The following is a 24281-nucleotide window of genomic DNA, read 5'->3' as shown; positions in this document are numbered from 1 at the left end:
GCTCACTCCTCTAGAAAATGCCTGCATTAACAATTTTGTACAGACTTTTATAATAGCGATACGGCGTACCTCGCAAAAGGTACGCCATAGATCGACTGCTTACAGGTTAATATCAAGAATCTCGTACTGAATGACTCCAGCCGGTACGTTGACGTCAACAATCGCGCCTTTTGCTTTGCCGAGGAGCGCTTGACCTACCGGGGATTCGTTGGAAATCTTGTTGTTCATCGGATCGGATTCAGCAGAACCCACAATCGTGTAATCCATAACATCACCGAACTCTAGGTCTTTCAGCTTCACGCGGGAACCAACACTTACAACACCTGTATCAACATCTTCATTTGTGATGATGCGGGCATTGCGCAGCATTTTTTCCAGGGTCAGAATGCGACCTTCGATGAACGCTTGCTCATTCTTTGCTTCTTCGTATTCAGAGTTCTCACTGATATCTCCAAAGCTAATCGCTTCTTTAATACGAGCAGCTACTTCCTTACGTTTAACCGTTTTCAAATCTTCAAGCTCTTGTTCCAGCTTTGTTAAACCTTCTGGTGTAAGGATGACTTCTTTTTCAGACATGGTTCAATTCCCCCGTTTTAAAAAATGATTCCATTTATACTGGGTAAAGTACAAAGGATTATATGTAGATGTTCTATACAATATACAGCAGAATGCAATCGTCTGTGAGGTTCAAAGGTAAAGCTGCCAGTGAGGACTGGCAGCTCGGCACCCAATATTACGGAGTATTATAGGATATGAAGGAACCCTTGTCAATGTCTGGAATGAACCACCAGTTTTAGTAGCTGACAGCCTCATCACTTGCTGGTTCCAGCGGTTCTTCGCTGTCATCTGCGTAGTTTTCAATCCAGTCAACAAAGTTCATGAGGACGCTGCGAAGCTCCTCTTCTGTCTCAACCGCATTCACGAGATTTTTCGTGTGCGTCGAGCCCTTCAAGCCTTTCAAGTAATACGCCGCGTGCTTGCGCATCTCAAGGACTCCCACTCTCGGACCCTTCAGCGCGATTAAACGCTCTGCATGCAATAAACAAATATTCATCTTTTCACGTGCGGTTGGCTCTGGACCCAGCTCTCCCGTCGTCAGGTATTGAATGGTGCGATACAGCATCCACGGATTTCCGAGCGCAGCCCGCCCAATCATAACACCATCGCATCCCGTTGTATCCAGCATGCGTCTCGCATCCTCAGGAGTAGCCACATCGCCGTTTCCGATCACCGGAATCGAAACGGTTTCCTTCACCCGACGGATCCAGTCCCAGTCCGCTTTCCCTTTGTACATTTGTACGCGGGTGCGTCCATGAACAGCGATCGCTTTGCCGCCTGCACGTTCTACTGCCTTGGCATTATCCAGTACGTACAGATGATCTTCGTCCCAGCCCAATCTCATCTTCACGGTAACCGGCTTGTCGACCGCATCGACCACAGAAGATACGACTTCGTAGATTTTATCAGGATCGAGCAACAGACGCGCACCTGCATCACAGCTCGTAATTTTCGGCACAGGACAGCCCATGTTGATATCAATGATATCCGCGTTCGTATGTTGGTCTACATATTTCGCCGCACTCACCAAGGTTTCCTTGTCTCCACCAAAAATCTGCAAACTTAGTGGTTTTTCGCGTTCGTCGACAAATAGCATATCTATCGTTTTTTTGTTTCCGTGCACAATGCCCTTGTCGCTTACCATCTCGGCGCAAACCAATCCAGTACCGAACTCCTTGGCAATCAGACGAAAAGCAGGATTACAAACACCTGCCATTGGAGCGAGAACTACGTTGTTCTTTAATTCAATATTGCCGATTTTCATCTATATTCGCCTCCTTATTCCCGCTTAGTCGGGGTCTTGGAGAGGACAATCCTATCCAAACTTCATTACATCACTTATTTATAGCACATAATTCATCGTAGTCTACCTGTAAAGTGCTGGCGATCTTCCGTAATACAGGCTCTGTTGGCGTACGAGTTCCTCTCTCTAGTGATCCAACAAAAGACAATGACACTCCCATCTTTTCCGAAAGGGACTGCTGTGTATACCCTTTTAGCTTTCGGAAGGACCGGATTCGATTTCCCAATTGATTGCTCCCCACTCACGTACCCCCTTGTGATCTTCTACCAATAAGGAAAGATAATGATCAATGGTCTGGTTATGCTCAGGTAAAACGCCGCCTTCCCAAACGTCTCGAAGCGGCACGAGTACAAAAGCACGCTCGCTCAGCCCGGGATGAGGAATCATGAGATTGTCTTGCGAAACACGAGATGTCCCGTACAACAGTAAGTCAATATCTATCGTGCGCGGTCCCCATCGAATCGTTCGCACACGTCCCAGCTCTCGCTCTACTGACAATGCCGTCTCTAAAAGCTGATCCGGGGTCTGATCTGTTTCCACAGCGATCGCCATATTCAGAAATGCGTCTTGTTCGACGTAGCCAAATGGATCGGTCTCATAAACAGAGGAGACACGAAGCACGCGAATTCCAGGTTGCTCGTTCAATCTCTGTATCGCCCGGAGCAAGTTCTGTGCCCGATCCCCGAGATTGGAGCCTAGCGCCAAATACGCAACTGTCATGAAGCAAAATCCTCTCTTCTACGGATCATCTCAATCGCAACCGACTCATAATGCCCATTGATCGGCGGATTCGGCTTGGTCACTTTTGCTTTGACTTCATGCAAAGGGAATTGCTCCAGTAGACGTTCTGCTATCACAGCGGTCAGTTTTTCTACCAGATGAAATCGTTCACCCTCGACAATTTTTTGCACACAAGTAAAGATATCGGCGTAATTGACTGTATCGTGAAGATCGTCACTCGCTCCGGCTTTGGATAAATCGAGCGATAGCTCCAAATCGACATAAAACCGTTGGCCCAGTTCAGCCTCTGCTCCAAACACACCGTGATATCCGTAAAATGACATGCCATTGAAGTAGATTTTATCCAAGGTTTAAATGCCCCCTTTTAGCATCGCGTCCATCATCTTCGTAACGCGCTTCATTTCTTTGACATCATGCACCCGTACCATATGACAGCCTTTTGCCGCCCCGAGAGCAACCGTCGCTGCCGTACCTTCGACACGTTCATCTACAGGCAAGTCGAGAACATGACCAATCATCCGCTTGCGTGAAGTAGCAAGTAGAACGGGATAGCCCAGCCCTACCAGATCATCCAGCCTGCGCATCGTTTCGAGATTTTGCTCGACAGTCCTTACAAACCCAATCCCCGGATCGAGGATGATTCGCTCCTGCTTTACCCCTGCCTGCAAAGCGATCTGTACGGACTCACGCAGGTCTTTGATATAGTTTGGGAAAAAGTCGTGATAGTCCGTGTCTTCGCGGTTGTGCATCAGGATAATGGGCACATCGAGACGAGCAGCTACCTCTCCCATCCGCGGGTCACGCTTCGCTCCCCATACATCATTTATGATATGTGCCCCTTCCAAAATAGCCCGTTCTGCAACCGCCGCTTTGTATGTGTCAATGGACAGCGGAACAGACAATTCCTGCGAAAGCATCCGAATGACTGGCAGCACTCTTTCCAGCTCCGTCGCCTCATCGACTGCTTCCGACCCCGGACGTGTCGATTCTCCCCCGATATCAATCAGGTCAGCTCCAGCCTCAACCATTGCACGCGCTTGTGCAAGTGCTGCCTCCACATCGACATAACGGCCGCCATCCGAAAATGAATCAGGCGTCACATTCAAAATACCCATGACTAGCGTACGCTCTCCCAATGGCAGGACATACTGGCCACAGTTCAGCTCGCGCCGCGCACGAAGCTTGGCAGGCATCGCTAAAACTTCCCGTACCTCTGCCGCCAACGCTCGTAGTTCTTCTGTTTGGGTTTTCATATAATCCAACGCCAAATCCATCTTCTTGTGAGAAGCCAACAGCAGCACGTATTTTTTGTCGGCAGTACCTGGTTGGTCTGAGATAACAGCTTCCGCATCGAAAGAGTGCATAATCTCTCTCACACTCTGTGCTGTTGCCCCACTCATGTTTTCCGTGTGAATCTTCAGGCTCGTCCCCGCTTCCGTCATGCGTTCGGCTTCAGGAACAGGAACTCCCCTTTTGACAAGCTCCGAAACCATCTCAGCGAAGGTCGCAGCATGGATTCGAAATGAATTGTATTTCATGATCAAACTCCCTTTTTCCGTCTTCGCACATTGAATAGTAGCATACCATAATTTACTCGCTAGCCGCTACAGACTGACGGTAGGCGCGGTGCAGTTCGCACGAATATGTACCATATGTCGAAGGGACGGAATGCCCGTCAATTTCAGTAATCGGAACAATCTCTTGCACGGAATTTGTCGTAAAGACTTCATCGGCATTGAGCAGCTCTTCCAAGCGATATCGACCTTCTTCGACAGGTATCGATAATTGCTGTGCCAAAGCCAAAACATGTCGCCGCGTCACACCATCTAGAATGCCCGTATCAATAGAAGGGGTAAACAACTGGCCGTTCTTGACCCAGAACACATTGCTCACAATTCCTTCCGCCACGAAGCCATCATGCGTCAAAAACAGACCTTCCACATCGGGACGGGCACCGAGTTCTTGGCGTGCAAGAGCATTGTTTAAGTAATTGTGCGATTTAAAGCGCTGCTGGCCTTCTGCTGTCTGTCTAGCCAACGCCAATGTCTGCAACCGTTTTGGCATGGGAGGTACTGCCAGAGGTGCTACAGGTTTGGCAAATACAAATAAGGACGGACGCTCGTAGCCCTCTGCTACCAAGCCCACCCCTTCTGCGCCAGCCGTAATACTCAAGCGGACGTAAGCATCACGCAACTCGTTTGCATCGATGGTCATCAAAATGGCTTCCGCCAGCTCTTCCCTTGTCCAAGCAGGTTGAATCTGCAACGCAAAAAGCCCGGAACAAAGCCGGGCGTAATGAGCATCCCATAGAAATAGCTTGCGGTCGTATACACGTAAGGTTTCAAACAAACCAATACCGTACAAAAACCCGTGATCCAATATCGATACTGTAGCCTCATGAGCCGGACAAATCGTCCCGTTAGCATAAACGTGCATCTGCGCTCTCTCCCGATAATATAGTCGAGAGCATCATATCACACTTCCGAAGAAAGTTCCGTTTCCTCCGAGCGTTTGCCGTGTACGAAACGCGAGATAGTAATGGAGATTTCATACAAAACGATAAGTGGCACAATTACCATAATATCGGAGAGGAAATCAGGCGGCGTAATAGTAATCGAGATAATCGCGAGCACCAAATAGGCGGGTTTGCGTATTTTAGCCAAGCGATGCGGGTTGAGAATCCCCAAATGGCTCAAAAACAAAACGACAACCGGCAGTTCAAAAAGCAACCCAAACGGCAGGCAAAGATTGAGCATAAAGGTGAAGTAATCGTTCGCTGTAATGACCAGTTCAAAATTCCCGTTGGATAAACCCAACACAAATTTGTACATCATCGGAAATAGCACAAAGTAGGCGAAGGAAAGCCCGAAAATAAACAGCAGGAACAGAGCCGGAATATACATGAGCGCCACTTTTCGCTCTCTTTCTTCCAATGCGGGCACCACAAAGCGCCAAACTTGATAAGCGGCAACCGGGATTGTAATCGCAAGCGCACCGACTGCGGCCAGCTTTACATAGATCGACAGGATATCTCCCGGCCCAAGGATCGCCAGCTTTTCCCCTGAATGATTCGCTAACGCCAAATAAATATGATCCACAAATAAAAAGCAGATAACCATACTGACAACAAGAACGGACAGCACAATCAAAATTCTGCGGCGCAGGTCTGTCACATGCTCAAGTATAGGCATCTCTTTGCTCACTCGAACTCCTCCTCATGCGCGGAAAAAGGCAGTGCGTCTCGTGTACGCACCGCCTTCACTCAGGCCGGATTAGTTAATTCGTTTCAACGCTTCTTCTGGAGCCTTCTCTTTTTCATCATCGTCTTTGGTCAAATCTTTTGCTGCGGTTTTAAATTCGGTCAAGGTTCGTCCAAAAGCACGACCGATCTCTGGCAGTTTACTCGGCCCGAAAATCACCAAAGCAATGATCAGGATCAGAATTAATCCAGGAATACCGATGCTCGACAGCATAATCTGTTACACTCCTTGTCCTAGAAACCTGTAATAGCAATCACGCTCGGCATGGCTACTGCATTTCCGCCTTTAGGCCAGTGGCTGGTTGGCTTGTCATACGACTTCAGGTTTTCACCTGGATGCTGCACCGCCAGGAACAGTGTTTTTTCATCAGGGGTGAACCACGGACCTGTCATTTCAGCGCCTACTGGTGCAGACGCGAATTGTGCTGCTTCTCCCTTGCTGTTACCCGTTGTTGGAATGAAAAACACACCATTGTTTCCAAAGGATTTATAAATGCCGCTGTTCATCGACGAGGACGAGATGTCTGTCACGACCCACAGGTTACCCGCACTGTCGAAAGCCATGTTGTCTGGCGCCGCAAAACCGCTTTGTGGTCCACCTGCTGCAAAAATCTCAAACGTAAACTCCAAACCTGCATGGTTGTTGTCATTCTCGAACAGGCGAACGATTTGTCCGTAGAAGTTGCCATGCTTGTCGTTGTTGGTCAAGGCAATGAAGACGGAACCATCAATCGGATGAACTTCCAGGTCTTCTGGGCGATCCATCGGGGTAGCCCCTACTGCTTTGGATGCATCTCGGCAGTTGAGAAGCACGTCAGCCTGAGAAGCAAACATCGGTTTGCCATCTGCATCGACTGCTTTTTTCAGTGCTTCATTTGTTGCGAAATCCAACGGAATCCATTTACCCTTACCGAAGTTGGCAACGTACAATGTACCCTCTTCAAGCAGCTTGGAATTGCTTTTCCCCGCCTTTGGATCGTACTTACCTTTGGATACATACTTATACACGTATTGGTCTTTCGCATCATCCCCCATGTAGACGACCAGTTGTCCAGACGGAGCCAGAACCATTGCCGTGTTTTCGTGGGAGAATCTGCCCAATGCTGTATGCTTCTTCGGAGTCGATTTCGGATCAAATGGATCTACCTCAACAACCCAGCCATAGTGCTCGGCTTCAGGCAGCTTGCAATCACCGACGACGTCCATGTAGTTTTCCTCGCAGGAAAGAATTGTATTCCACATCGTCACGCCGCCGGAGCAGTTCGCAAATGTTCCGGTTACTTCTTTAGCAATGGAAGCTGCTGGACCCGTCAGCACATGCTTGGTCAGCCCGCTTACCCGACGACCATATTTGGAATCGGAAACAAGCTTCCATGTGCCATTTTCATTTTTGATTTCAATAATGGAACCGCCAAGTGCATACAAGTATTTTTCGATTTGTGCAGGGGTACGTTTGTTGTCTTCAGAATCAGCATTCAAATAGTCATAACCGTTTACGTAATATTCCAACTCACCTAAATATTCGTGATTTACCCACAAGAGGCCATGATCGGACTTGCCTTCGATTGGCAGGAAACAGGTGAAGTCGTTGTTGAACCCGAAGGTATCTCCTGCCGCATTGATCTTATCGCCATAGGAAGCCACTACATCGTATTTAAAACCGTCCGGCAGTACAACATCGTCTTTTGTAGTCGGATGAATTTCTTTGAATTTCGGATTGAAGTTATGCTTCTTTGTATCGAGACCAAACAGATGATCGGCCGTTTTTCCTGATAGGGTACCGCCAGCCGCCAGGGCAGGAATTCCTGTTGCTACCGAAGCCAACGCCGCTGTCCCTACACCGAGATAAGTCAAAAACTGTCGACGATTTACATCCATTTACTATCTCTCCTTTTTTGCCTTCTTCGGTTTCATTGTACAAGCCGTATATCGAGGAACCATGAATGTTATATAAAGAGTATGTAAATAAAAAACCGCCCTCGAAAAAGGCGGTTTTCCTGTCATATCTATGTGTCAACCTGTCGTGTGACGCGCGTATGCGGTAAGGAAGTTTTTCAGCAATTGCTTGCCGTGCTCGGTAATAATCGATTCAGGGTGGAACTGGACGCCCTCAATTGGGTACTCCCGATGGCGCACAGCCATGATTTCTCCTTCGGCTGTCCGGGCGGTTACTTCCAGCTCACTCGGAATGGACGCTTCCTCAATAATCAAAGAATGATAGCGTGCCGCTGTAAAAGGAGAAGGGATGTCCTGAAAGATCGTTTTGCCATCATGGAAAACCTCAGAGGTTTTTCCGTGCATCAAGCGCTCGGCCCGAATGACTTTTCCGCCAAACACTTGCCCAATGGACTGATGGCCCAAACAAACACCCAAAATCGGAATTTTTCCGGCAAAATGGCGGATCGCATCCATGCTGATCCCCGCTTCATTTGGTGTGCACGGCCCTGGAGACACCATCAAATAATCAGGTGCCAATCGCTCGATTTCTTCCAGTGTAATTTTGTCATTGCGATACACTTGGAGTTCTTCCCCAAGCTCTCCCACATACTGCACCAAATTGTAGGTAAAGGAATCGTAGTTATCAATCATCAAAATCATCGTACACTCGTCTCCTCTCAACTCATCGTTCTCTGCTCGCTCAACTCAAGCGCTTTCCACAACGCTTCTGCCTTTTTCAACGACTCGGCGTACTCTGCCTCTGGAACCGAATCAATCACGATACCCGCTCCAGCCTGCACATGAGCTACGCCATCCTTGATCACCATGGTGCGGATGGCAATGTTGACCTCGATATCACCATTGAAACCAAACCAGCCGATTGATCCCGTATAGACGCCTCGCTTGACTGGCTCCAGCTCTTCGATGATTTCCATCGTGCGAACTTTTGGCGCTCCGGTGATCGTTCCTCCCGGAAAAGTCGCTTCGATCGCATCAAGCGCATCCTTGCCTGCTGCCAGCTCTCCTTTGACGTGAGAGACGATATGCATGACGTGGGAATATTTCTCCACGACCATGAATTCGCTGACCTCCACACTGCCAAAGCGACAGACGCGGCCCATGTCATTGCGTTCCAGATCAACCAGCATGACATGCTCTGCTCGTTCCTTTTCATTATCAATCAGCTCACGTGCCAACGCATCGTCTTGCTCGTCCGTTACTCCACGCGGACGTGTACCGGCGATTGGACGCGTATGGACTTCCTTGCCTTTTACCTTTACAAGTAGCTCTGGCGAGGCACTAACCAATTGAAATTCAGGGAAGCTCAGATAGCCCATATAAGGAGACGGATTCAGCTTGCGAAGCACATCGTACACTTCTGGGGCAGTCACCTGCACTGGCTTGCTCTGCCGTACCGACAGATTGACCTGAAAAACATCCCCTTGGGCGATGTACTCCTGCACCCGACGAACGGCATCCTCGAATTGGTCTTTGGCAAAGGATACGGACGCTGGCACTAGCTTGGCAAGCGGTCTTTTGCGCAAAGCTTCCCAATCTGTCTCATCGCGGTCCATTGCCAATGAAGCAATCGAGTCCATACGTTTTTCCAGCTGGAGTGCTGCTTGTCGATAGCTCTCTTCGGTCAAATTGTCCGCGTTCAAATGCGTCAGGCAAATGATCTCTCGGGTCTCATGATCAAAGACAAGAAGGTCTTGCATTATCATAACATACAGGTCTGGCAACTGTAAGTCGTCAGTCGCTATCTGTGGCAAGCTGGGCTCAAAAAAGCGGTTCATCTCATAGCTGATATAACCTACGGCCCCTCCGGAAAAATCCGGCATACTTGGAAGCGCAGGCGTACGGTAACGAGATAGCAGCTCCCGCAAAGCATTCAATGGGTTGTGAGTATCTATGCTTTCAATTTTTCCTTCTGGGTACGAAACGATTGTTTCTCCTCGCTGACTGCGCAGCGTAGCGATAGGCTCATATGCCAAAAAGGTATACCGCCCAGCTCGTCCACTTTCCAGCAGGACAGCATTTTGCAGAGAAGGCTGTAGCTTTGTGAGCACCTGCCACGGATCAATCGTCGAAGACCACGGTCTACGCAGGGCTAGGGGAACCAACGAATAAGATAAGGCATATGTCTGACAATCAGCAAAGGTAGGGAACATTCTTCCTCTTCACGCTCCGGTTTTCACTATTTATCCGTTCATTATATAGTTGCCTGATACAAAAAGAAAAGACCACGTGGCCAACGCGGCTCCGTGGTCTTGCGGTATCTTTTTACAATTAATCTTCGAACTGATATAGAGGCGTGGACAAATAACGCTCCCCATTCGAAGGAATGACAACGATCACTTTTTTGCCTTTGCCGAGCTTCGCTGCTACTTGCAGAGCCGCATGGATCGCTGCTCCAGAAGAAATCCCACCGAGAATGCCTTCCTGACGAGCCACACGACGCGCAGTTTCAAAAGCGTCCTCGTTTTCTACCTTAATGATTTCGTCGTAAATTTGAGTATCGAGAATTTCTGGAACAAAGCCAGCCCCGATACCTTGGATCTTATGTGGACCTGGTTTGCCGCCAGACAAAACCGGCGAAGCCGCAGGCTCAACAGCCACGATTTGTACATTCGGATAGTGTTCACGAAGAACCTGCCCTACACCCGTAATCGTTCCGCCTGTACCGATACCGGAAATAAACGCATCTACGCCGCCAATTTCCTTGGCTTGGTCCAACAGTTCACGAGCAGTCGTCTCACGATGAATGCCCGGGTTTGCCTGGTTTTTAAATTGTTGCGGAATGAAATACGAGCTATCTTCTTTTGCCAGCTCTTCCGCTTTGCGAATCGCTCCGCCCATCCCTTCGCTGCCTGGTGTGAGGACCAGCTCTGCACCATACGCACGCAACAGGTTGCGTCGCTCCATACTCATCGTCTCTGGCATGACCAGAATAGCACGATATCCTTTTGCAGCAGCAACCATCGCGAGTCCAATACCGGTATTTCCGCTCGTAGGTTCAATGATGGTATCACCCGGTTTCAGACTTCCGTCTGCCTCTGCTGCCTCAATCATCGACAACGCAATTCGGTCTTTTACACTGCTGCCCGGGTTGAAGAACTCCAGCTTCAAGTAAATGTCTGCAATATCTTCGGTGACAACACGATTTAGCTTTACAAGCGGAGTAAATCCAATCAAATCGGTAATGGAATTAGCCACGCGCATATGTTCTGCCCCTCCTATTTTTCATAACCGAGTAAAATGCTAGGATTTATTGACATAATTATATCAACGGTAGCCTATTTGGTCAATGAGGCATTTGCCCAGAAATCTGGACCCCTACCGATTTTCGCAATCGCTCCAGCACGACATCCAGCGACTCGACCTGGGCAAATGCGATTTCTCGGCGCAGCTCCTCTTTTACCTCTTCAAACGTCCGTTGACTGGCTTCCCTACGCTCTATCAGTTGATAAATGACGTATTGATCCTGTATTTTGATCGCTTCGCTATGTTTGTCTTTCTCCAGCTTTTCTACGATGGGCTTCGCCTCGTCAGGCAATCGATTATCCTTGATGGAAACCCAGCCTACATCCCCGCCACTCGCCGCTGTATCTGCATCAATCGAACGCTCTTTGGCAATCGTCTGAAAGTCGGCCCCGTTTTTCAAATCAGCCAAAACTTTTTCCGCTTCTTTTTGTGAAGCCACGACGATTTGTCCTAAACGCATCTGCATTGGTCGGGTATAACGGTCAGATCGGCTATTGTAGACGTTTAATATCTCTTCATCCTTGATGGTCATGTCCTTCGTTGCCAAGGTTTGCAGCAGGATTTGATAAGAAATCTCCTGCTTCAGGGCTTCCACGGTCGTCCCCGCTTGTTTTAACAGCGCAGCCTCAAACTCGCTGTCTGTCCGACTTCCGTAACTATCGCGAATCTGGGAAAGCTCTTGCTCCAACTGCTTCGGATCAACCGTGATACCGGATCGCTTCGCCTCTTGAAAAACGACTTCCCGATTAATCATGTCGTTTAGCACTTGCTTACCGAATTTTTGTTTCAGCGCCGTTACATACTCATCGTTGCTAATCGTCTTATCCCCTACAATGGCGGCAGGCTGCAGCTTGCCTGATGCCTGGTACCATGCCCAGGTAACGGCAAGCAGCAACAATACAAGCGCCCCAATGAATGCCCACAACCCTTTTACGTTGGTCATGCCAACACTCCCCTACTTGACGCCGCGCTTACATGTCTTTCAGGATGTCTTCCAACGCGGATCTGTCATAATGGTAACGTTCATTACAGAAATGACAGTGTACTTCAGCTTCGCCCTGTTCCTCAATCAGACTTTCCATTTCTTCGCGTCCCATGCTGATCAGTGCCTGAACAACCTTATCCGCTGTACATTTGCAGCTAAATTGAATCTCCGTGCGGCTCAGGATTTTTGGATCATCCAAGACGCGGGCCAAAATCTCTTCAGGAGTCAAACCTTCGCCAATCATGCGAGAAACCTGTGGAAGCTGTCCCAAACGCTCTTCAATTGCTGCCACAACCTCTTCAGGCGTATTTGGCAACAGCTGAAGAATAAAACCACCCGCCGCCAAAACAGAACGGTCTTCTGGATTCACCAGTACACCCACCCCTACTGCTGAAGGCGTTTGCTCGGACATCACAAAATAATAAGTGAAGTCTTCTCCAATCTCACCAGAGACGATTGGCGCACTGCCTTGATACGGCTCCTTGAGACCGAGATCTTTCGTTACGTACACAAACCCGTCTGTTCCCACTGCACGCGCTACATCGAGCTTGCCTTTTTCGTTTAGCTCAAAGTGGACGTGCGGGTTGGATACATACGCGATTCCTTCACCATGTGCGTTTGCTTCCGCCATAATCTGCCCGATTGGTCCGCCTCCTTTTACTTTGACATGGAGGCTCTCGTTTCCTTTTAACATAGCCCCCATCATCAAGGTAATAGTCAGCGTACGTCCCGCTGCTGCTGTCGCTGTATTCCACATGTCGTGACGACGACGCATATCTTCGACAGATTCCGTCGTGCGTGCGGCAAATGCACGAACATGCCCATTAAAACCCGTTGCTCTTATCATATAATCGCCCATATAGCGATCCTCCTTTTCGAACTCCCTCTTTAAAATAGCGAAAAAATCATGAAGCTATCTTACCAGTTTACCACAAGGAGAAAAAGACTACGCTTCTCCCGCTGTGAGTCTGACACTTTGACAATTCGACCATTTCTGACAGAAAAAACCCCTCTGTACGAAGAGGGGCCGAAATAACTAAATCCTATGTTAGGTTAAATAATCTTTTAATACGTGCGAGGCTTTTTGCGTTCGCAATCGGTCAATCGTCGTCGCTTCAATTTGGCGAATACGCTCGCGGGTAAGACCAAACATTTTCCCCACTTCCTCCAGCGTGTACACTTGATCATCATAGAGACCATAACGCATGGAGATAATTTCTTGGGCGCGGGGACTAAGTCGATCCAACGCTGCGCGCATTTGCGAGCGAAGGTCTACTTTTTCAATCCAGTCATCCAGCGAGGACAACCCATCATCCATGATTTCTGCGTAGCTCAAGCTCTCGTCTTCATGCCAGGCCTGCCATTTCTCACTGTCCAGTTCTGCGTCGATGGATTCCATCTTCATCATGAGAGCCAGTTCAATGGCCTCCACCTTTTCTAATGGAATATCCAGAAGTACGGCAATCTCCTGCCGATCTGGCGTCCGGTTCAAAGCATGGACGAGATGTAGTACTTGCTTTTGATACTGGCGAATCTGCTCATGCATGTGGACAGGAATGCGAATCAGAGTTGCTTTGTCGTTGATGGCACGGGTGATCGCTTGAGAAATCCACCAGTGCGAGTAATGATAGAGACGCACGCCTCGTCCCACATCAAATTTGTCAATCGCGGTAAACAAACCTATCGTGCCCTCCTGAATCAAATCCAGGAACGGCATCCCTCTTTTCAAATGGCGCAAAGCGGTACTAACTACGTATCGTAAATAGGCGCGCACAATCGTTTCACGTGCTTCAAGATCGCCATCCCTTTGATAGCGAATCAGGCAAGCAAGCTCTTCTTCTTTGTCCAACATGGGTGTTGCAGCGACGCTTTCCAAAAACAGTAGAGCAGAAGTGTCCGACCGAAGCGATCTAGGGACAACAATTCCCAACTGTGTCTCCACTTCCCGCCAGCGACGGGGAGTTGAATGGAACGAGGAGGTACTCAGAGTCATATGCAACCCTCACTTCTCTGGAATGGAAGATCACGATGAAGTAGGTGAGTCACGGAATGTTTTACTGTATCCGTATTTCGACAAAACCCATTCGATTCCTGCCAGTTAACAGAATATTAACAGTTCTCCTCTCAGAACAGTTGATGAAAGCCCTTTCATAGGTTAGGGTTAAAAGTTTATGAAGAAAAAGCCATCCCTAACACCAAGGATGGCAAAAAGACAATGTCGAATTTTCTGATAAAACCAAAGGCTACTGATACAAGTGACAGGCGACGAAGTGGTTCGTGTCTACTTCCTGCCAGATAGGCTTCTTTTCGGCACATACTGCTTTGGCTACCGGACAGCGCGTACGGAACACACAGCCACTAGGTGGATTGATCGGGCTCGGAACGTCTCCTTCGATAATGGTGCGCTCACGGCTTTTCTCCAAGTCGGGATCGGGGACAGGAATGGCCGACAACAACGCCTGCGTGTAAGGATGCTTCGGTGATTCGTAAAGGATTTCACTGGCAGTCATCTCGACCATATTGCCCAAATACATGACGCCAATACGATCGCTAATGTGCTTGACCATTGCCAAATCATGCGCGATAAACAAGTACGTCAGCTTTTGTTCCTGCTGCAATTTCTTCATTAAATTAACGACCTGTGCCTGAACCGAAACATCGAGTGCGGAAATCGGCTCATCGGCAATAATGAAGGTAGGATTGACGGCAAGTGCCCGCGCAATCCCTATCCGCTGTCGCTGACCACCACTGAACTCGTGCGGGAAACGGTTGGCATGCTCTTTTTGCAAACCAACCATCTCCAATAGCTCAATCACTCGTTTTATCCGTTCCTTCCCTTTATATAGCCCATTTAGATGCAGGCCCTCCGAAATGATTTCCGCTATGTTCATTCGGGGGTTCAGAGAAGCATATGGGTCCTGAAAAATCATTTGCATATGGCGTGTCAGTTTGCTCCGCTCAGCAGATGATGCCTGGTGGACGTTTTGCCCGTCAAAAATGATCTCACCTGTCGTCGGTTGATACAATCCGATAATTGTACGGCCTGTGGTCGATTTACCGCAGCCAGATTCCCCTACCAGTCCAAACGTTTCTCCCTCGTATATATCGAAGGAAACATTGTCCGCTGCCGTAAGTGAGAGCCCTTTACCCAACGTAAAGGTTTTTGTCAGGCTCTTTACCTGGACCAGCTTCTTTCGTTGCATCTGGCCACTCCTCCCCGTTATCCGTTTACCAGTATCGTCTGGAGATGCAATGTTCCTTTTCGAGCTTGTAGCCATCCAGCTTGACGATCTCGATGGCACTTCGCGAATCCGGAGAATGAATCATTTCACCATTCCCCATATAAATGCCCACGTGATGAACTCTGCCTTTCCCCTCTTCATGGGCAAAAAACAGCAGATCCCCCGGAAGCAACGCTTCTTTTTCCACGAGCTGTCCGGCTTTTGCCTGATCAGATGCATCACGCGGGATCTGGAGACCGACAGATCGGTGCATGTTGTACGCAAATCCTGAGCAGTCATACCCGTAAGAGGACATGCCGCCCCATAAATAATGCAGGTTGAGGAATCGCTTGCCCGCTTCTACGATTGCCTCTCCACGATTACCGGAAAGCTCGATGGGCTCGTTTACTCTGACGATTTGGACGTCTGCTTTTGGCAAAAGTCCTGTACCGTTCGGTGTCGCTACCGTTACCCAGTCCGCGGTTTCCCCAATCAGCGGCAGTTTGGTCAAAAACGCAAGCTCCAGGTCTGGCTTTTGGTCGGCTGTATGTAGACGGGTAAACGCCGCCGTGACCATTGCCAGCTTTTGGCCTTGCTGTACCTCAAAAGCATCTGACCACGGTGCTAGCTGACGAGACGGTACCCAGCCGGGATAGCCTGTTGCGTTTTTGTTCGTTGTCTGATCAGGAATCAGAATTTGTGACCATTCCCCTTGCTCCTCGACTACCTCTACGCGGGTACCATACAGCGCTTGAGTTTGAATCGCGTTATTGTCGTAAAAACCAAGCTTCTCTTCTACAGTAAGGGAAGCGAGCCAGCTTCGTGCATCTACCGGGGATTGGAGCGCTACTTGGTCAATATCACGCGGCGACTCCGGCTTGGTCCACACAGTGGCGACAGAAACAGAAACTATAGCAGATTTCATCTTAGTTCTCCCCCTCCCACAGGCTGACGGAACGAATGCCGAGCCCCGACTCTTCTGGCATGCGCATCAAGCGGCCCTCGTACGTTACGCCACCTTCTATGCCATCGTGCAAAAGCATCAACGGGGCATCGAAATCAAAGCGGGTGATGTTTTTCTTGCTGGCCGCAAAATGAGCTGCTGCTGATACAGCCAAACGCGATTCGATCATGCTGCCAACCATGCATGGAATACCGTGCTCTTCAGCCAATTGGTTGATCAATTGTGCTTTGTAAATGCCACCAGCCTTCATGAGCTTGATATTAATCATGTCTGCCGCACGGTTTTGCAACACCTGCAGGGCCTGCGCTGGTGAAAACACACTCTCGTCAGCCATGATTGGCGTATCGACCGAATCTGTTACCCGCTTCAAGCCTTCCAGATCATGCGCTTTTACAGGCTGCTCAATGAGTTCGATGCCAAGACCCATGTCCTCCATTTTGCGAATGGATTGGACCGCTTCTTTTACATTCCATCCCTGGTTGGCATCAAGACGAATCTTCACCTGATTGCCCACGGATTTGCGAATTTCCTGGATGCGTAAAATGTCATCCTCGATGTTGTCCTTGCCGACCTTGATTTTCAGTACGTGAAAGCCTTGCTTGAGGTAGAGAGCCGCATCCTCGCCCATTTCCTTCGGGGAGTTCACGCTAACGGTATAATCGGTTTCCAATTGGTCACGGTAGCCCCCGAGGAATTGATACAACGGCATTCCTGCTCGCTGAGAAATAAGGTCGTACAACGCAATGTCTACCGCTGCCTTCGCACTCGTATTTCCTACCATGGATTGGTGCAAGGTTTGGAAAACTCGTTCATAGGCAAGCAAATTCAAGCCGATGAGCTGAGGTCTCATCGTATTCATAATCGCTGACTCGATGCTCTCGATGCTGTCTCCGGTAATGACGACAGTCGCCGAAGCTTCGCCCCACCCGACCATACCGTTGTCGCAGGTGATTTTCACCAGAATCGATTCCAGACTATGCACCGTACGCAAAGCCGTTTTAAAAGGCTTTTTCAATGGTACAGAAATTCGTTTTACTTCGATGGCTTGAATAATCATGTTTTCCTCCATCTTCTCCAGCACTCGTGCTTTCCTTCGTTGTGTTTTTTCTCATAGACATACTAAATTATAGCACTATTAAAAATTCTAGCAAAAAAGGGGGAGAGTCATTTCATCCGCCTGAAATGACTTCTCCCTACTTACTATTTCTTACTTCACGACAGCTTTTCTCAGGTCTGTGTAGCTCAGTGAAGAGCTTTGTACACCACTCACTTTGTCGCTTGAGAGCAAGGAAGTGTTATAGAAATAAAGCGGTGCGATTGGCGCTTCATCCAACAAGATTTTTTCTGCATCATGAAGCAGCTTCAGACGTTTTGCATCGTCTGGCTCCTTGTATGCGTCTTGGATCAGCTTGTCGAATTGTGCATTGCCCCAGCCCGTACGATTGCTTGCTGCCTTCGATTGGAAAATGTCGAGGAAGTTGATCGCATCACCGAAGTCAGGCAACCAGGAAGAACGAGCAATTTGATACTGCAATTGCTTTTGCATATCCGTCAACACTTTTCCCTCTACCTTTTGCAGCTTCACATCTACGCCCAGCGTCTGCTTCCACATTTCCTGCGCGGCTTGTGCCGTTTTCTCGTTGGCCGTTCCGCTGCGGTACGTGAGTGTAACCTCCGGCAGCTTTGTGTAGCCTTTTTCTTTCATTCCTTGTTCCAGGAGCTTCTTCGCTTCATCTGGGTTGAAGTTCACCAATTCTCCGCCTACCTCACGGAATTGTCCTTCACCGTTGGCATCAGGTAAACCATAAGATACGAAGCCAGTTCCCGGCTTTTGTTGACGCATCAGCACCAGGTCAACCAGCGTCTTACGGTCAATCGCCAAGCTGAAGGCTTTACGAATATTGGCATTATCAAATGGCTCCTTCGTGACGTTGAAACGATAAAACTCTGTACCTGCTCCATCACGCACGAATACTTTGCCATCTTTGAACAATTGGTCTGCCATGTCTGCAGGAACGGTTGTCGTTCTGTGCAGCTCTTCGTTCGTAAACATTTGATACTCGGTATTCTCGTCATCAATCATTTTCCAAACAGCACCAGGCAGAGTTACGTTTGCTGCATCCCAGTACGTATCGCTCTTCATTATTTTCAGTTCACTGTCATGCGCCCATTCTGTCAGCTTGAATGGCCCGTTTCCGACAAAGCTTGCTGCTTCTGCTGCCCATTTCGGATCTTTTTCTACAGTTGCTTTGTGTACAGGGAAGAAAGCTGGGTTGGATGCCAACAGGAGCGTCCAGGAAGCTGGTTGAGCGAGCACGACCTCTAGTGTTTTGTCGTCCACCGCTTTTACTTTTACGCCATCCACCGGACCTTTACCGCTGTTATATGCCTCCGCTCCCTCAATAATGTACGCGAGGGATGCCGCCGGAGATGCCAGTGCAGGATCAAGCATGCGTTTCCACGCGAATTCGAAGTCCTGAGCCTTTACCGGTTCACCATTGGACCATTTGTTGTCACGCAGGGTAAAGGTATAGGTTTTGCCATCCTCGGAGATTGTCCACTCGGAAGCGGCCGCTGGTTGAGGCTTTTGATTTTCGTCCAGGCGAGTCAAGCCTTCCATCAAGTTGTTCAAAATATTATAGGACGGCTCATCAAAGCCAATCGGCGGGTCCAATGACGTCGGTTCCTTGATATTATTCAGCAACAGGAGCTTTGCCGCTTGATCACCCGGCGTCGGAGCGTTTGGCTGAGCCGTGTTGCCTGGTGCATTCTCACTCGGTGCAGCTGGTTGACCCGATGTACATCCAGCCATGAGCATAGAAACACCCAGCGTAGCTGTCAGCAACAATGTTGATAGTTTTTTCACTGTTTCTTCCCCCTTATTTTTTTGTTTTTGTATGTCGTAAAAGGATAGTGACGTCAGACGACACCCTCTTTTACACGAATGAAGCCGGGCTTGACCACTGCCCTCGACAGCCTTGAATCAGGTCCCTGTTGGCGGTTGCATCGACGCTAACAACTTCTTCGCCCGAGGGTCCTGCAACCAACAGGAAACCGCGTGTTTGCTATGGACATGGGTCTCCGCAGGCTGGTAATTCCGACATACTTCCAACGCGTAGTCACAGCGCGCTGCGAATGCACAGCCAATTGGCGGGCTGAACAAATCCGGGGGTGTTCCGGGTATTGGGCTGAGCGGAATAGAACGATCTGCATCCAAACGAGGCATCGACGCCAGCAAGCCTTTGGTGTACGGATGCTGCGGATTGTAAAAAATGTCGCGAACAGGACCGGACTCTACCACTTTTCCGGCATACATGACATTGACCCGATCCGCAATCTTGGCGACGACTCCCAAATCATGCGTGATAATAATGATCGAGACCCCGGTCTTTTGCTGAATGCTTTTGAACAGCTCGATGATTTGCGCCTGAATCGTCACATCCAACGCTGTCGTAGGCTCATCCGCAATCAGAATGGACGGCTTACAGACAAGCGCAATCGCAATCATGATCCGTTGCCGCATCCCGCCACTAAACTGATGGAGGTACTGCTTCAAACGACTTTCCGGATTGGCGATCCCGACCAAGGTGAGAATTTCAATCGCTTGCCGCTTGGCTTCGCTTTTGGCGACCTTTTGATGGCGAATGATTCCCTCCATAATCTGCTCACCAATGGTGATGGTCGGGTTGAGTGACGTCATCGCATCTTGAAAGATCATCGAGATTTCTTTCCCACGCAGCTCGCGCATCTGCTTTTCCGGCAGCTTTGCCAAGTCCTGCCCTTTAAAATGAATGCTTCCTCCTGCGATTTTTCCGATATGCTCCGGGATCAAACGCATAATGCTCCTTGCAGTCACGCTTTTCCCACATCCAGATTCACCAACAATCGCCAGTGTCTCCCCTTTGTTCAAGGTAAAGTTCACGTCCCGAACAGCGTTCACTTCACCGCCATGCGTCTTGAATGTGACCCGAAGCCCACTGACTTCCAGCAGCTTTTCCGTTTTATTCATGTTGCCTACCTCCTTGACTTCGGATCGAACGCATCGCGCAAGCCATCACCGAGCACGTTGAACGCGAGCATCGTCAGCGAGATGAGGAAAGCAGGGAAAAAGAGCCGCCACCAATGACCGGACAACAGGGTGGGGAGTCCATCGTTCGCCATCACTCCCCAGCTAGCCATCGGCGCCTGAATACCAAGACCGAGAAAGCTCAGAAACGCCTCTGCAAAAATCGCAGATGGAACAGATAACGTGACATAGACGATGATGATGCCAATTGTGTTGGGTAGCAGGTGCTTGCGAATGATGTAGAAAGGCTTTGCCCCCATTGTTTTTGCCGCCAGTACGTACTCCGAGTTTTTCATTTGCAGAACCTGACCGCGCACAGTCCGGGCCATCCCGATCCAGCCAGTCGCACTTAACGCGATAATAATGGTTAAAAGTCCAGGCCCCATGACGACCATCAGCAAAATCACAACCAACAAATAAGGAAGTCCGTACAAAATATCGACGAAGCGCATCATGATATTATCGATTCGTCCGCCCATATATCCGGCAATTCCTCCATACAAGACACCAATGAAAAAATCGATAAGCGCTGCCGTCAAACCGACAAACAGGGAAATGCGTGCACCATACCAAACACGGGTAAACACATCGCGACCAAAATCATCAGTACCAAACCAGTTCGCTTCGGATGGAGGTTTGTTTTTCATAATAATCGACTGTTTGGCGTATTCATGACCAGAGATCATCGGTCCAATCGTAGCCATAACCCCAAGCAGGATAATAATCACCAACCCCATCAGAGCCAGCTTGTTTCCTCTCAGACGAAGCCAAGCTTCTTGCCAAAACGTCAGTTGAGGTCGCACAATCGCTTCCGCATTGAGGTTGTCTTTTCGCATAGGGATAAATAAATCATCAGAAACGATCATCCTTCGCTCTCCTTTCGATGCAGCTTAATTCGTGGATCAATGATGCCGTATAGTACATCGACGACAAACATCAGGAAAATCAAAAGTGCGCTATAGAAGACGGTCGTTCCCATAATGACGGAATAGTCGCGGTTATTAATGCCAGCGACGAAATATTTCCCCATCCCAGGAATCGCAAATATTTTTTCGATCACAAAGCTTCCCGTTAAAACGTTGGCAATCAGTGCGCCTAAAAGCGTGACGACAGGCAAAATCGCATTACGCAGTGCGTGCTTCAACACAATCGTCGCTGGAGACAGCCCTTTTGCACGAGCAGTTTCAATGTATTCCTGGGTCAACACTTCCAGCATGTTGGTACGGGTCAAACGAGCGATAATCGCAATCGGACCAAACGCTAATGCAAGTGCTGGCATAATCACATGCTGCCAAGACCCCCACGTTGCAGTCGGCAACAGCTTCCACTCGACCGCCAAATATTTGATTAATAAGGAAGCAACAACAAAGCTGGGAACAGATATCCCGATAACAGCAATAATCATAGCAAGATAATCAATGAGACGGTTATGTCGTAGCGCGGCGATCACACCAAGCGCGATACCGGTGACAATCGCAAAAACGACAGATATCAGACCGAGTTGAAAAGAGACGGGGAATCCACGGGCGATCATTTTGTTGACCGTATCTGAGCTGTTGGCAATGGATGGTCCAAGGTCAAACTGCACCAGCTTTTGCAAGTACAGCCCGTATTGGACAAGTAGTGGCTTATCCAGGTTGTAGTAGGCATTGAGGTTCGCTGCAACTGCTTCGTTTAATGCCTTTCCTTCTTTTTCAAAAGGAGATCCTGGAACGGCATGCATCAGGAAAAAGGTGAGGGTAATGATGAGCCATAACGTCACGATCATGGAGATAAATCTGCGGAAGACAAAAGATAGCAAGGACTCTCCTCCTTTTCATCAAAAACTGACCTCTCGTAATAAGCAAAAAACCCAGCAAATGCACGCGATCATGGCATTTGCTGGGTTTTACTTACGTGTATGCCGTGCATACGAATAAATAAAGCAGCGGGTGTATTCATTTGGTGACTGTGGCTTTATTTCTCGTGGAAACTGCTTGTTTGTACTTCTTTTGCGCGTCCTTAAACGCTGCGATCAATGTTTTTTGGGAAGATCCAAAATACCGAAAACGAATCTCTTCGCCAATTTCGTCCGACGCCATAATCGAATGACCGATAAAGATCGACCGAGCAAAATCAGACGTCAGTTGGACTGTAGAGGAACAGGCCGCATCTACGATCTTGTCGTTGGAAGTATCGACTACCAATCCGATAAAAAAAGCACTGAATTGCTGTGTAATCGGATTGTTCGAAGAGGACTGTGCATCGCCTACGATATAAATGGTATCTTTATCAAACAAATCAATAACCCCACTTTTACTATGCTTAACTGACCGGCAAACGGGATGTTCGGAGAGCGACTTCCTCACAATCGCAAGCTGGGTAAGCACTTTCCTACATAGTACCAGAAAAATTTGCAATTTGTAAATAAGTCTGACTAATCTTTCAGTTCTTCTACAGATACGACCGGAAACGAATGTAGCGGCAGCAGCGGCAGAAACGGCCGCTCGTCAATGTAGGCAACTACGACATGGGATGGACCGACCATTGTTTTTGGTGCGAGGTGCAATTCTTCTCCATGCTCAGTTACGACGGTAATCTGCAGCATACCACCTCCCGGACGAGCTGGCCCTTTTGTTGCTCGTTCTGTCACGAGGGTTGTCCCATTGTACTGTAGGCGTAATTGGTGGTCATTGCGCCACGAACGGAAATCCACATAATAGCGCGAGAAAGGAATGGGATCCGTGGTCACACTGTCTGCTTGAGGGACGAACATGGCTTGCTCACGACGATAGCCACCATTCTCATACATTCTGTCATCAAAACGTTCAAGGGCCTCGTCTTCTAGCAGATCAATCACACCCTCTGTTTTCAATACAGGATCAACAGCAAAGGTGGCGTGATGATTAGACAACTCAAGGAGTATCTTCAGCTCTGCTTTTTTCTGCATGGCGATGTCTGCATCTACAATAAACATACCTACCAGCAAAAAGAATAGCATCGTCGAAATGGATAAGATATTTATACCCGTAACGATAGCCTCCTAACTGGAGCTTTTACAAATCGTAGTCCATGATGTTAACCGTACCTATTCTTTGGACTTGCAAGGAATCAGCCGGCATTGGAATCCAAGAGGTAAATTGGGGGTATGGAATTGCCAGCTCCACGACAAACTCATCTTCGTGGCTCCACAGAACGGGATCAAGTGAACGAGTCCGAGTGACACTGACAAACAGGTCCTGATCTGGAATGGAAAACTTTTTCTCACTCAGCTCCCGAGCGATCAATGCCCGAACCTCTTGTTGCAGGTTGGCTTCACTCGTCCCTCCGTGGTTGCTAACGTATTTCGTAGCGGCCGCGCTCACTTCCAATAATTCGTTCCTGGCCTGAACAACCGTATGTACCTGTAAAAGCCCTAATGGAACGAGTAGCATAACCATAATGTTCAGTATCACAGCGATTAATTGACCCATTAGCCTGTACCAAAACGCGTTACTTCCGCGAGCAAATCGCCGAAAAACTGCGTGCATGCCGAAAACAGATTTTGCGGACCGGTGAGAAGCAACCCTACCGTCAAAGGCAAAATAATCGCCATTACAGCCAAAATGCTAATCATTTTATTCATGCACTACCACCCTGGATCGAAGTATTCGGACGGACGGCTTCCCGTAAAGGAAAAGGATGTATCCCCCTCTACAAATTTGTGCAGCCATTGGGTCACTTTTGAAGGCTGGATGGTAACCGACAAGGTAATAACCTCCTGCCGCTCTTTACGAGCTCGCTCGCTCTCGGTTCGAGGCCAGCTGCCAGCAAACGCATCTCCTGTCACTTCCCACCCCAATTCTTTCATTTTCAGAAGATAGTAATCTGCTAACGTCGGCTCTAAATATCCGATGTCCTGCATATCATCCAGTAAGTCGGCATAGATTCCACGGGCAATCGCCCTTTCCATTGCGTACAAGTGATAAGCTCCCAATGCGGAAGTGATCATTAGAAGGACCAG

General features: G+C 48.7%; 28 protein-coding genes. All 28 read right to left on the bottom strand.

From position 1 onward, the window contains the following. Positions 1-99 precede the first annotated feature (99 nt). Positions 100-576, bottom strand: a complete 477-nt coding sequence (gene greA, locus HP567_RS03730; RefSeq protein ID WP_007725265.1) for a transcription elongation factor GreA — start codon at positions 574-576, stop codon at positions 100-102. Positions 577-793: 217 nt separating this feature from the next. Beyond that, positions 794-1822: a tRNA dihydrouridine synthase DusB gene (gene dusB, locus HP567_RS03725; RefSeq protein ID WP_173612471.1), complete on the bottom strand. Its 1029-nt coding sequence runs from the start codon at positions 1820-1822 to the stop codon at positions 794-796. 70 nt (positions 1823-1892) lie between these two features. Next, positions 1893-2102 (bottom strand): helix-turn-helix domain-containing protein, encoded by a 210-nt coding sequence (locus HP567_RS03720; RefSeq protein WP_047074774.1) that lies wholly within the window; start codon positions 2100-2102, stop codon positions 1893-1895. Next, positions 2054-2581 carry a 2-amino-4-hydroxy-6-hydroxymethyldihydropteridine diphosphokinase gene (gene folK / locus HP567_RS03715; protein WP_173612470.1) on the bottom strand — a complete coding sequence of 176 codons (528 nt, stop codon included), beginning with the start codon at positions 2579-2581 and terminating at the stop codon, positions 2054-2056. Before folK ends, HP567_RS03720 begins: the two co-directional genes overlap by 49 nt. Next, positions 2578-2949: a dihydroneopterin aldolase gene (gene folB / locus HP567_RS03710; protein ID WP_064203224.1), complete on the bottom strand. Its 372-nt coding sequence runs from the start codon at positions 2947-2949 to the stop codon at positions 2578-2580. The genes folK and folB overlap by 4 nt, the downstream gene beginning before the upstream one ends. Before the next feature lie 3 nt (positions 2950-2952). Continuing rightward, a complete protein-coding gene (folP, locus tag HP567_RS03705; protein WP_173612469.1) occupies positions 2953-4140 on the bottom strand; it encodes a dihydropteroate synthase in 1188 nt (395 codons plus the stop codon). Positions 4141-4192: 52 nt separating this feature from the next. Further along, entirely contained in the window at positions 4193-5038 is an 846-nt protein-coding gene (gene pabC / locus HP567_RS03700; RefSeq protein WP_173612468.1) for an aminodeoxychorismate lyase, read from the bottom strand. Positions 5039-5076: 38 nt separating this feature from the next. Beyond that, entirely contained in the window at positions 5077-5805 is a 729-nt protein-coding gene (gene tatC / locus HP567_RS03695; protein ID WP_173612467.1) for a twin-arginine translocase subunit TatC, read from the bottom strand. Between the two features lie 69 nt (positions 5806-5874). Further along, complete coding sequence (gene tatA / locus HP567_RS03690) at positions 5875-6075, bottom strand: twin-arginine translocase TatA/TatE family subunit (protein WP_017247013.1); 201 nt, start codon at positions 6073-6075, stop codon at positions 5875-5877. Between the two features lie 20 nt (positions 6076-6095). Beyond that, entirely contained in the window at positions 6096-7739 is a 1644-nt protein-coding gene (locus tag HP567_RS03685; RefSeq protein WP_173612466.1) for a PhoX family protein, read from the bottom strand. 135 nt (positions 7740-7874) lie between these two features. Then, positions 7875-8459, bottom strand: a complete 585-nt coding sequence (pabA, locus tag HP567_RS03680) for an aminodeoxychorismate/anthranilate synthase component II (RefSeq protein WP_056493388.1) — start codon at positions 8457-8459, stop codon at positions 7875-7877. A gap of 17 nt (positions 8460-8476) precedes the next feature. After that, complete coding sequence (locus tag HP567_RS03675; RefSeq protein ID WP_173612465.1) at positions 8477-9970, bottom strand: anthranilate synthase component I family protein; 1494 nt, start codon at positions 9968-9970, stop codon at positions 8477-8479. A 118-nt stretch (positions 9971-10088) separates the two neighbouring features. Further along, on the bottom strand, positions 10089-11021 hold the full coding sequence (gene cysK, locus HP567_RS03670; RefSeq protein ID WP_173612464.1) for a cysteine synthase A: 933 nt from the start codon (positions 11019-11021) through the stop codon (positions 10089-10091). Positions 11022-11103: 82 nt separating this feature from the next. Then, on the bottom strand, positions 11104-12006 hold the full coding sequence (locus HP567_RS03665) for a peptidyl-prolyl cis-trans isomerase (protein WP_173612463.1): 903 nt from the start codon (positions 12004-12006) through the stop codon (positions 11104-11106). Positions 12007-12034: 28 nt separating this feature from the next. Beyond that, positions 12035-12907 carry an Hsp33 family molecular chaperone HslO gene (hslO, locus tag HP567_RS03660; RefSeq protein WP_173612462.1) on the bottom strand — a complete coding sequence of 291 codons (873 nt, stop codon included), beginning with the start codon at positions 12905-12907 and terminating at the stop codon, positions 12035-12037. A 189-nt stretch (positions 12908-13096) separates the two neighbouring features. After that, entirely contained in the window at positions 13097-14041 is a 945-nt protein-coding gene (locus HP567_RS03655) for a sigma-70 family RNA polymerase sigma factor (protein WP_016738841.1), read from the bottom strand. A gap of 250 nt (positions 14042-14291) precedes the next feature. Continuing rightward, positions 14292-15251, bottom strand: a complete 960-nt coding sequence (locus HP567_RS03650) for an ABC transporter ATP-binding protein (protein ID WP_173612461.1) — start codon at positions 15249-15251, stop codon at positions 14292-14294. A 25-nt stretch (positions 15252-15276) separates the two neighbouring features. Next, positions 15277-16194 (bottom strand): C40 family peptidase, encoded by a 918-nt coding sequence (locus tag HP567_RS03645; protein WP_173612460.1) that lies wholly within the window; start codon positions 16192-16194, stop codon positions 15277-15279. 1 nt (position 16195) lies between these two features. Continuing rightward, a complete protein-coding gene (locus tag HP567_RS03640) occupies positions 16196-17290 on the bottom strand; it encodes a dipeptide epimerase (protein WP_173612459.1) in 1095 nt (364 codons plus the stop codon). Between the two features lie 150 nt (positions 17291-17440). Continuing rightward, the gene (locus HP567_RS03635; protein ID WP_173612458.1) at positions 17441-19099 is read right to left on the bottom strand and encodes a peptide ABC transporter substrate-binding protein; all 1659 of its coding nucleotides are present in this window, start codon (positions 19097-19099) and stop codon (positions 17441-17443) included. A 117-nt stretch (positions 19100-19216) separates the two neighbouring features. Continuing rightward, positions 19217-20242, bottom strand: coding sequence for an ABC transporter ATP-binding protein (locus HP567_RS03630; RefSeq protein WP_173612457.1), 1026 nt, complete (start codon positions 20240-20242; stop codon positions 19217-19219). A 5-nt stretch (positions 20243-20247) separates the two neighbouring features. Further along, entirely contained in the window at positions 20248-21135 is an 888-nt protein-coding gene (locus tag HP567_RS03625; RefSeq protein ID WP_370648067.1) for an ABC transporter permease, read from the bottom strand. A gap of 26 nt (positions 21136-21161) precedes the next feature. Continuing rightward, entirely contained in the window at positions 21162-22100 is a 939-nt protein-coding gene (locus HP567_RS03620) for an ABC transporter permease (protein WP_172143247.1), read from the bottom strand. Between the two features lie 136 nt (positions 22101-22236). Next, positions 22237-22578: a DUF3870 domain-containing protein gene (locus tag HP567_RS03615; RefSeq protein WP_173612455.1), complete on the bottom strand. Its 342-nt coding sequence runs from the start codon at positions 22576-22578 to the stop codon at positions 22237-22239. Between the two features lie 137 nt (positions 22579-22715). Beyond that, entirely contained in the window at positions 22716-23279 is a 564-nt protein-coding gene (locus HP567_RS03610) for a hypothetical protein (protein WP_173612454.1), read from the bottom strand. A gap of 55 nt (positions 23280-23334) precedes the next feature. Then, the gene (locus tag HP567_RS03605) at positions 23335-23751 is read right to left on the bottom strand and encodes a hypothetical protein (protein ID WP_173612453.1); all 417 of its coding nucleotides are present in this window, start codon (positions 23749-23751) and stop codon (positions 23335-23337) included. Then, a complete protein-coding gene (locus HP567_RS03600) occupies positions 23751-23903 on the bottom strand; it encodes a hypothetical protein (RefSeq protein ID WP_173612452.1) in 153 nt (50 codons plus the stop codon). The genes HP567_RS03605 and HP567_RS03600 overlap by 1 nt, the downstream gene beginning before the upstream one ends. A gap of 3 nt (positions 23904-23906) precedes the next feature. Further along, positions 23907-24230 (bottom strand): hypothetical protein, encoded by a 324-nt coding sequence (locus tag HP567_RS03595; RefSeq protein WP_229088192.1) that lies wholly within the window; start codon positions 24228-24230, stop codon positions 23907-23909. Positions 24231-24281 lie beyond the last annotated feature (51 nt).

This window comes from Brevibacillus sp. M2.1A, assembly GCF_013284355.2.
Taxonomy (GTDB): Bacteria; Bacillota; Bacilli; order Brevibacillales; family Brevibacillaceae; genus Brevibacillus.
Note: the sequence above shows the minus strand (reverse complement) of the source record. Positions and strands in the feature narration are given on the sequence as shown.

What these genes read in the sequence shown, in the direction of transcription:
- HP567_RS03600 (WP_173612452.1), bottom strand. Translation starts at nt 23,903, where the DNA reads ATGAATAAAATGATTAGCATTTTGGCTGTAATGGCGATTATTTTGCCT.
- HP567_RS03605 (WP_173612453.1), bottom strand. Translation starts at nt 23,751, where the DNA reads ATGGGTCAATTAATCGCTGTGATACTGAACATTATGGTTATGCTACTC.
- dusB (WP_173612471.1), bottom strand. Translation starts at nt 1,822, where the DNA reads ATGAAAATCGGCAATATTGAATTAAAGAACAACGTAGTTCTCGCTCCA.
- folK (WP_173612470.1), bottom strand. Translation starts at nt 2,581, where the DNA reads ATGACAGTTGCGTATTTGGCGCTAGGCTCCAATCTCGGGGATCGGGCA.
- folP (WP_173612469.1), bottom strand. Translation starts at nt 4,140, where the DNA reads ATGAAATACAATTCATTTCGAATCCATGCTGCGACCTTCGCTGAGATG.
- hslO (WP_173612462.1), bottom strand. Translation starts at nt 12,907, where the DNA reads ATGGGCGATTATATGATAAGAGCAACGGGTTTTAATGGGCATGTTCGT.
- cysK (WP_173612464.1), bottom strand. Translation starts at nt 11,021, where the DNA reads ATGCGCGTGGCTAATTCCATTACCGATTTGATTGGATTTACTCCGCTT.
- HP567_RS03630 (WP_173612457.1), bottom strand. Translation starts at nt 20,242, where the DNA reads ATGAATAAAACGGAAAAGCTGCTGGAAGTCAGTGGGCTTCGGGTCACA.
- HP567_RS03685 (WP_173612466.1), bottom strand. Translation starts at nt 7,739, where the DNA reads ATGGATGTAAATCGTCGACAGTTTTTGACTTATCTCGGTGTAGGGACA.
- HP567_RS03665 (WP_173612463.1), bottom strand. Translation starts at nt 12,006, where the DNA reads ATGACCAACGTAAAAGGGTTGTGGGCATTCATTGGGGCGCTTGTATTG.
- tatA (WP_017247013.1), bottom strand. Translation starts at nt 6,075, where the DNA reads ATGCTGTCGAGCATCGGTATTCCTGGATTAATTCTGATCCTGATCATT.
- HP567_RS03595 (WP_229088192.1), bottom strand. Translation starts at nt 24,230, where the DNA reads ATGGAAAGGGCGATTGCCCGTGGAATCTATGCCGACTTACTGGATGAT.
- pabA (WP_056493388.1), bottom strand. Translation starts at nt 8,459, where the DNA reads ATGATTTTGATGATTGATAACTACGATTCCTTTACCTACAATTTGGTG.
- HP567_RS03650 (WP_173612461.1), bottom strand. Translation starts at nt 15,251, where the DNA reads ATGCAACGAAAGAAGCTGGTCCAGGTAAAGAGCCTGACAAAAACCTTT.
- HP567_RS03640 (WP_173612459.1), bottom strand. Translation starts at nt 17,290, where the DNA reads ATGATTATTCAAGCCATCGAAGTAAAACGAATTTCTGTACCATTGAAA.
- HP567_RS03625 (WP_370648067.1), bottom strand. Translation starts at nt 21,135, where the DNA reads ATGCGAAAAGACAACCTCAATGCGGAAGCGATTGTGCGACCTCAACTG.
- HP567_RS03610 (WP_173612454.1), bottom strand. Translation starts at nt 23,279, where the DNA reads ATGCTATTCTTTTTGCTGGTAGGTATGTTTATTGTAGATGCAGACATC.
- pabC (WP_173612468.1), bottom strand. Translation starts at nt 5,038, where the DNA reads ATGCACGTTTATGCTAACGGGACGATTTGTCCGGCTCATGAGGCTACA.
- HP567_RS03655 (WP_016738841.1), bottom strand. Translation starts at nt 14,041, where the DNA reads ATGACTCTGAGTACCTCCTCGTTCCATTCAACTCCCCGTCGCTGGCGG.
- greA (WP_007725265.1), bottom strand. Translation starts at nt 576, where the DNA reads ATGTCTGAAAAAGAAGTCATCCTTACACCAGAAGGTTTAACAAAGCTG.
- HP567_RS03675 (WP_173612465.1), bottom strand. Translation starts at nt 9,970, where the DNA reads ATGTTCCCTACCTTTGCTGATTGTCAGACATATGCCTTATCTTATTCG.
- HP567_RS03645 (WP_173612460.1), bottom strand. Translation starts at nt 16,194, where the DNA reads ATGAAATCTGCTATAGTTTCTGTTTCTGTCGCCACTGTGTGGACCAAG.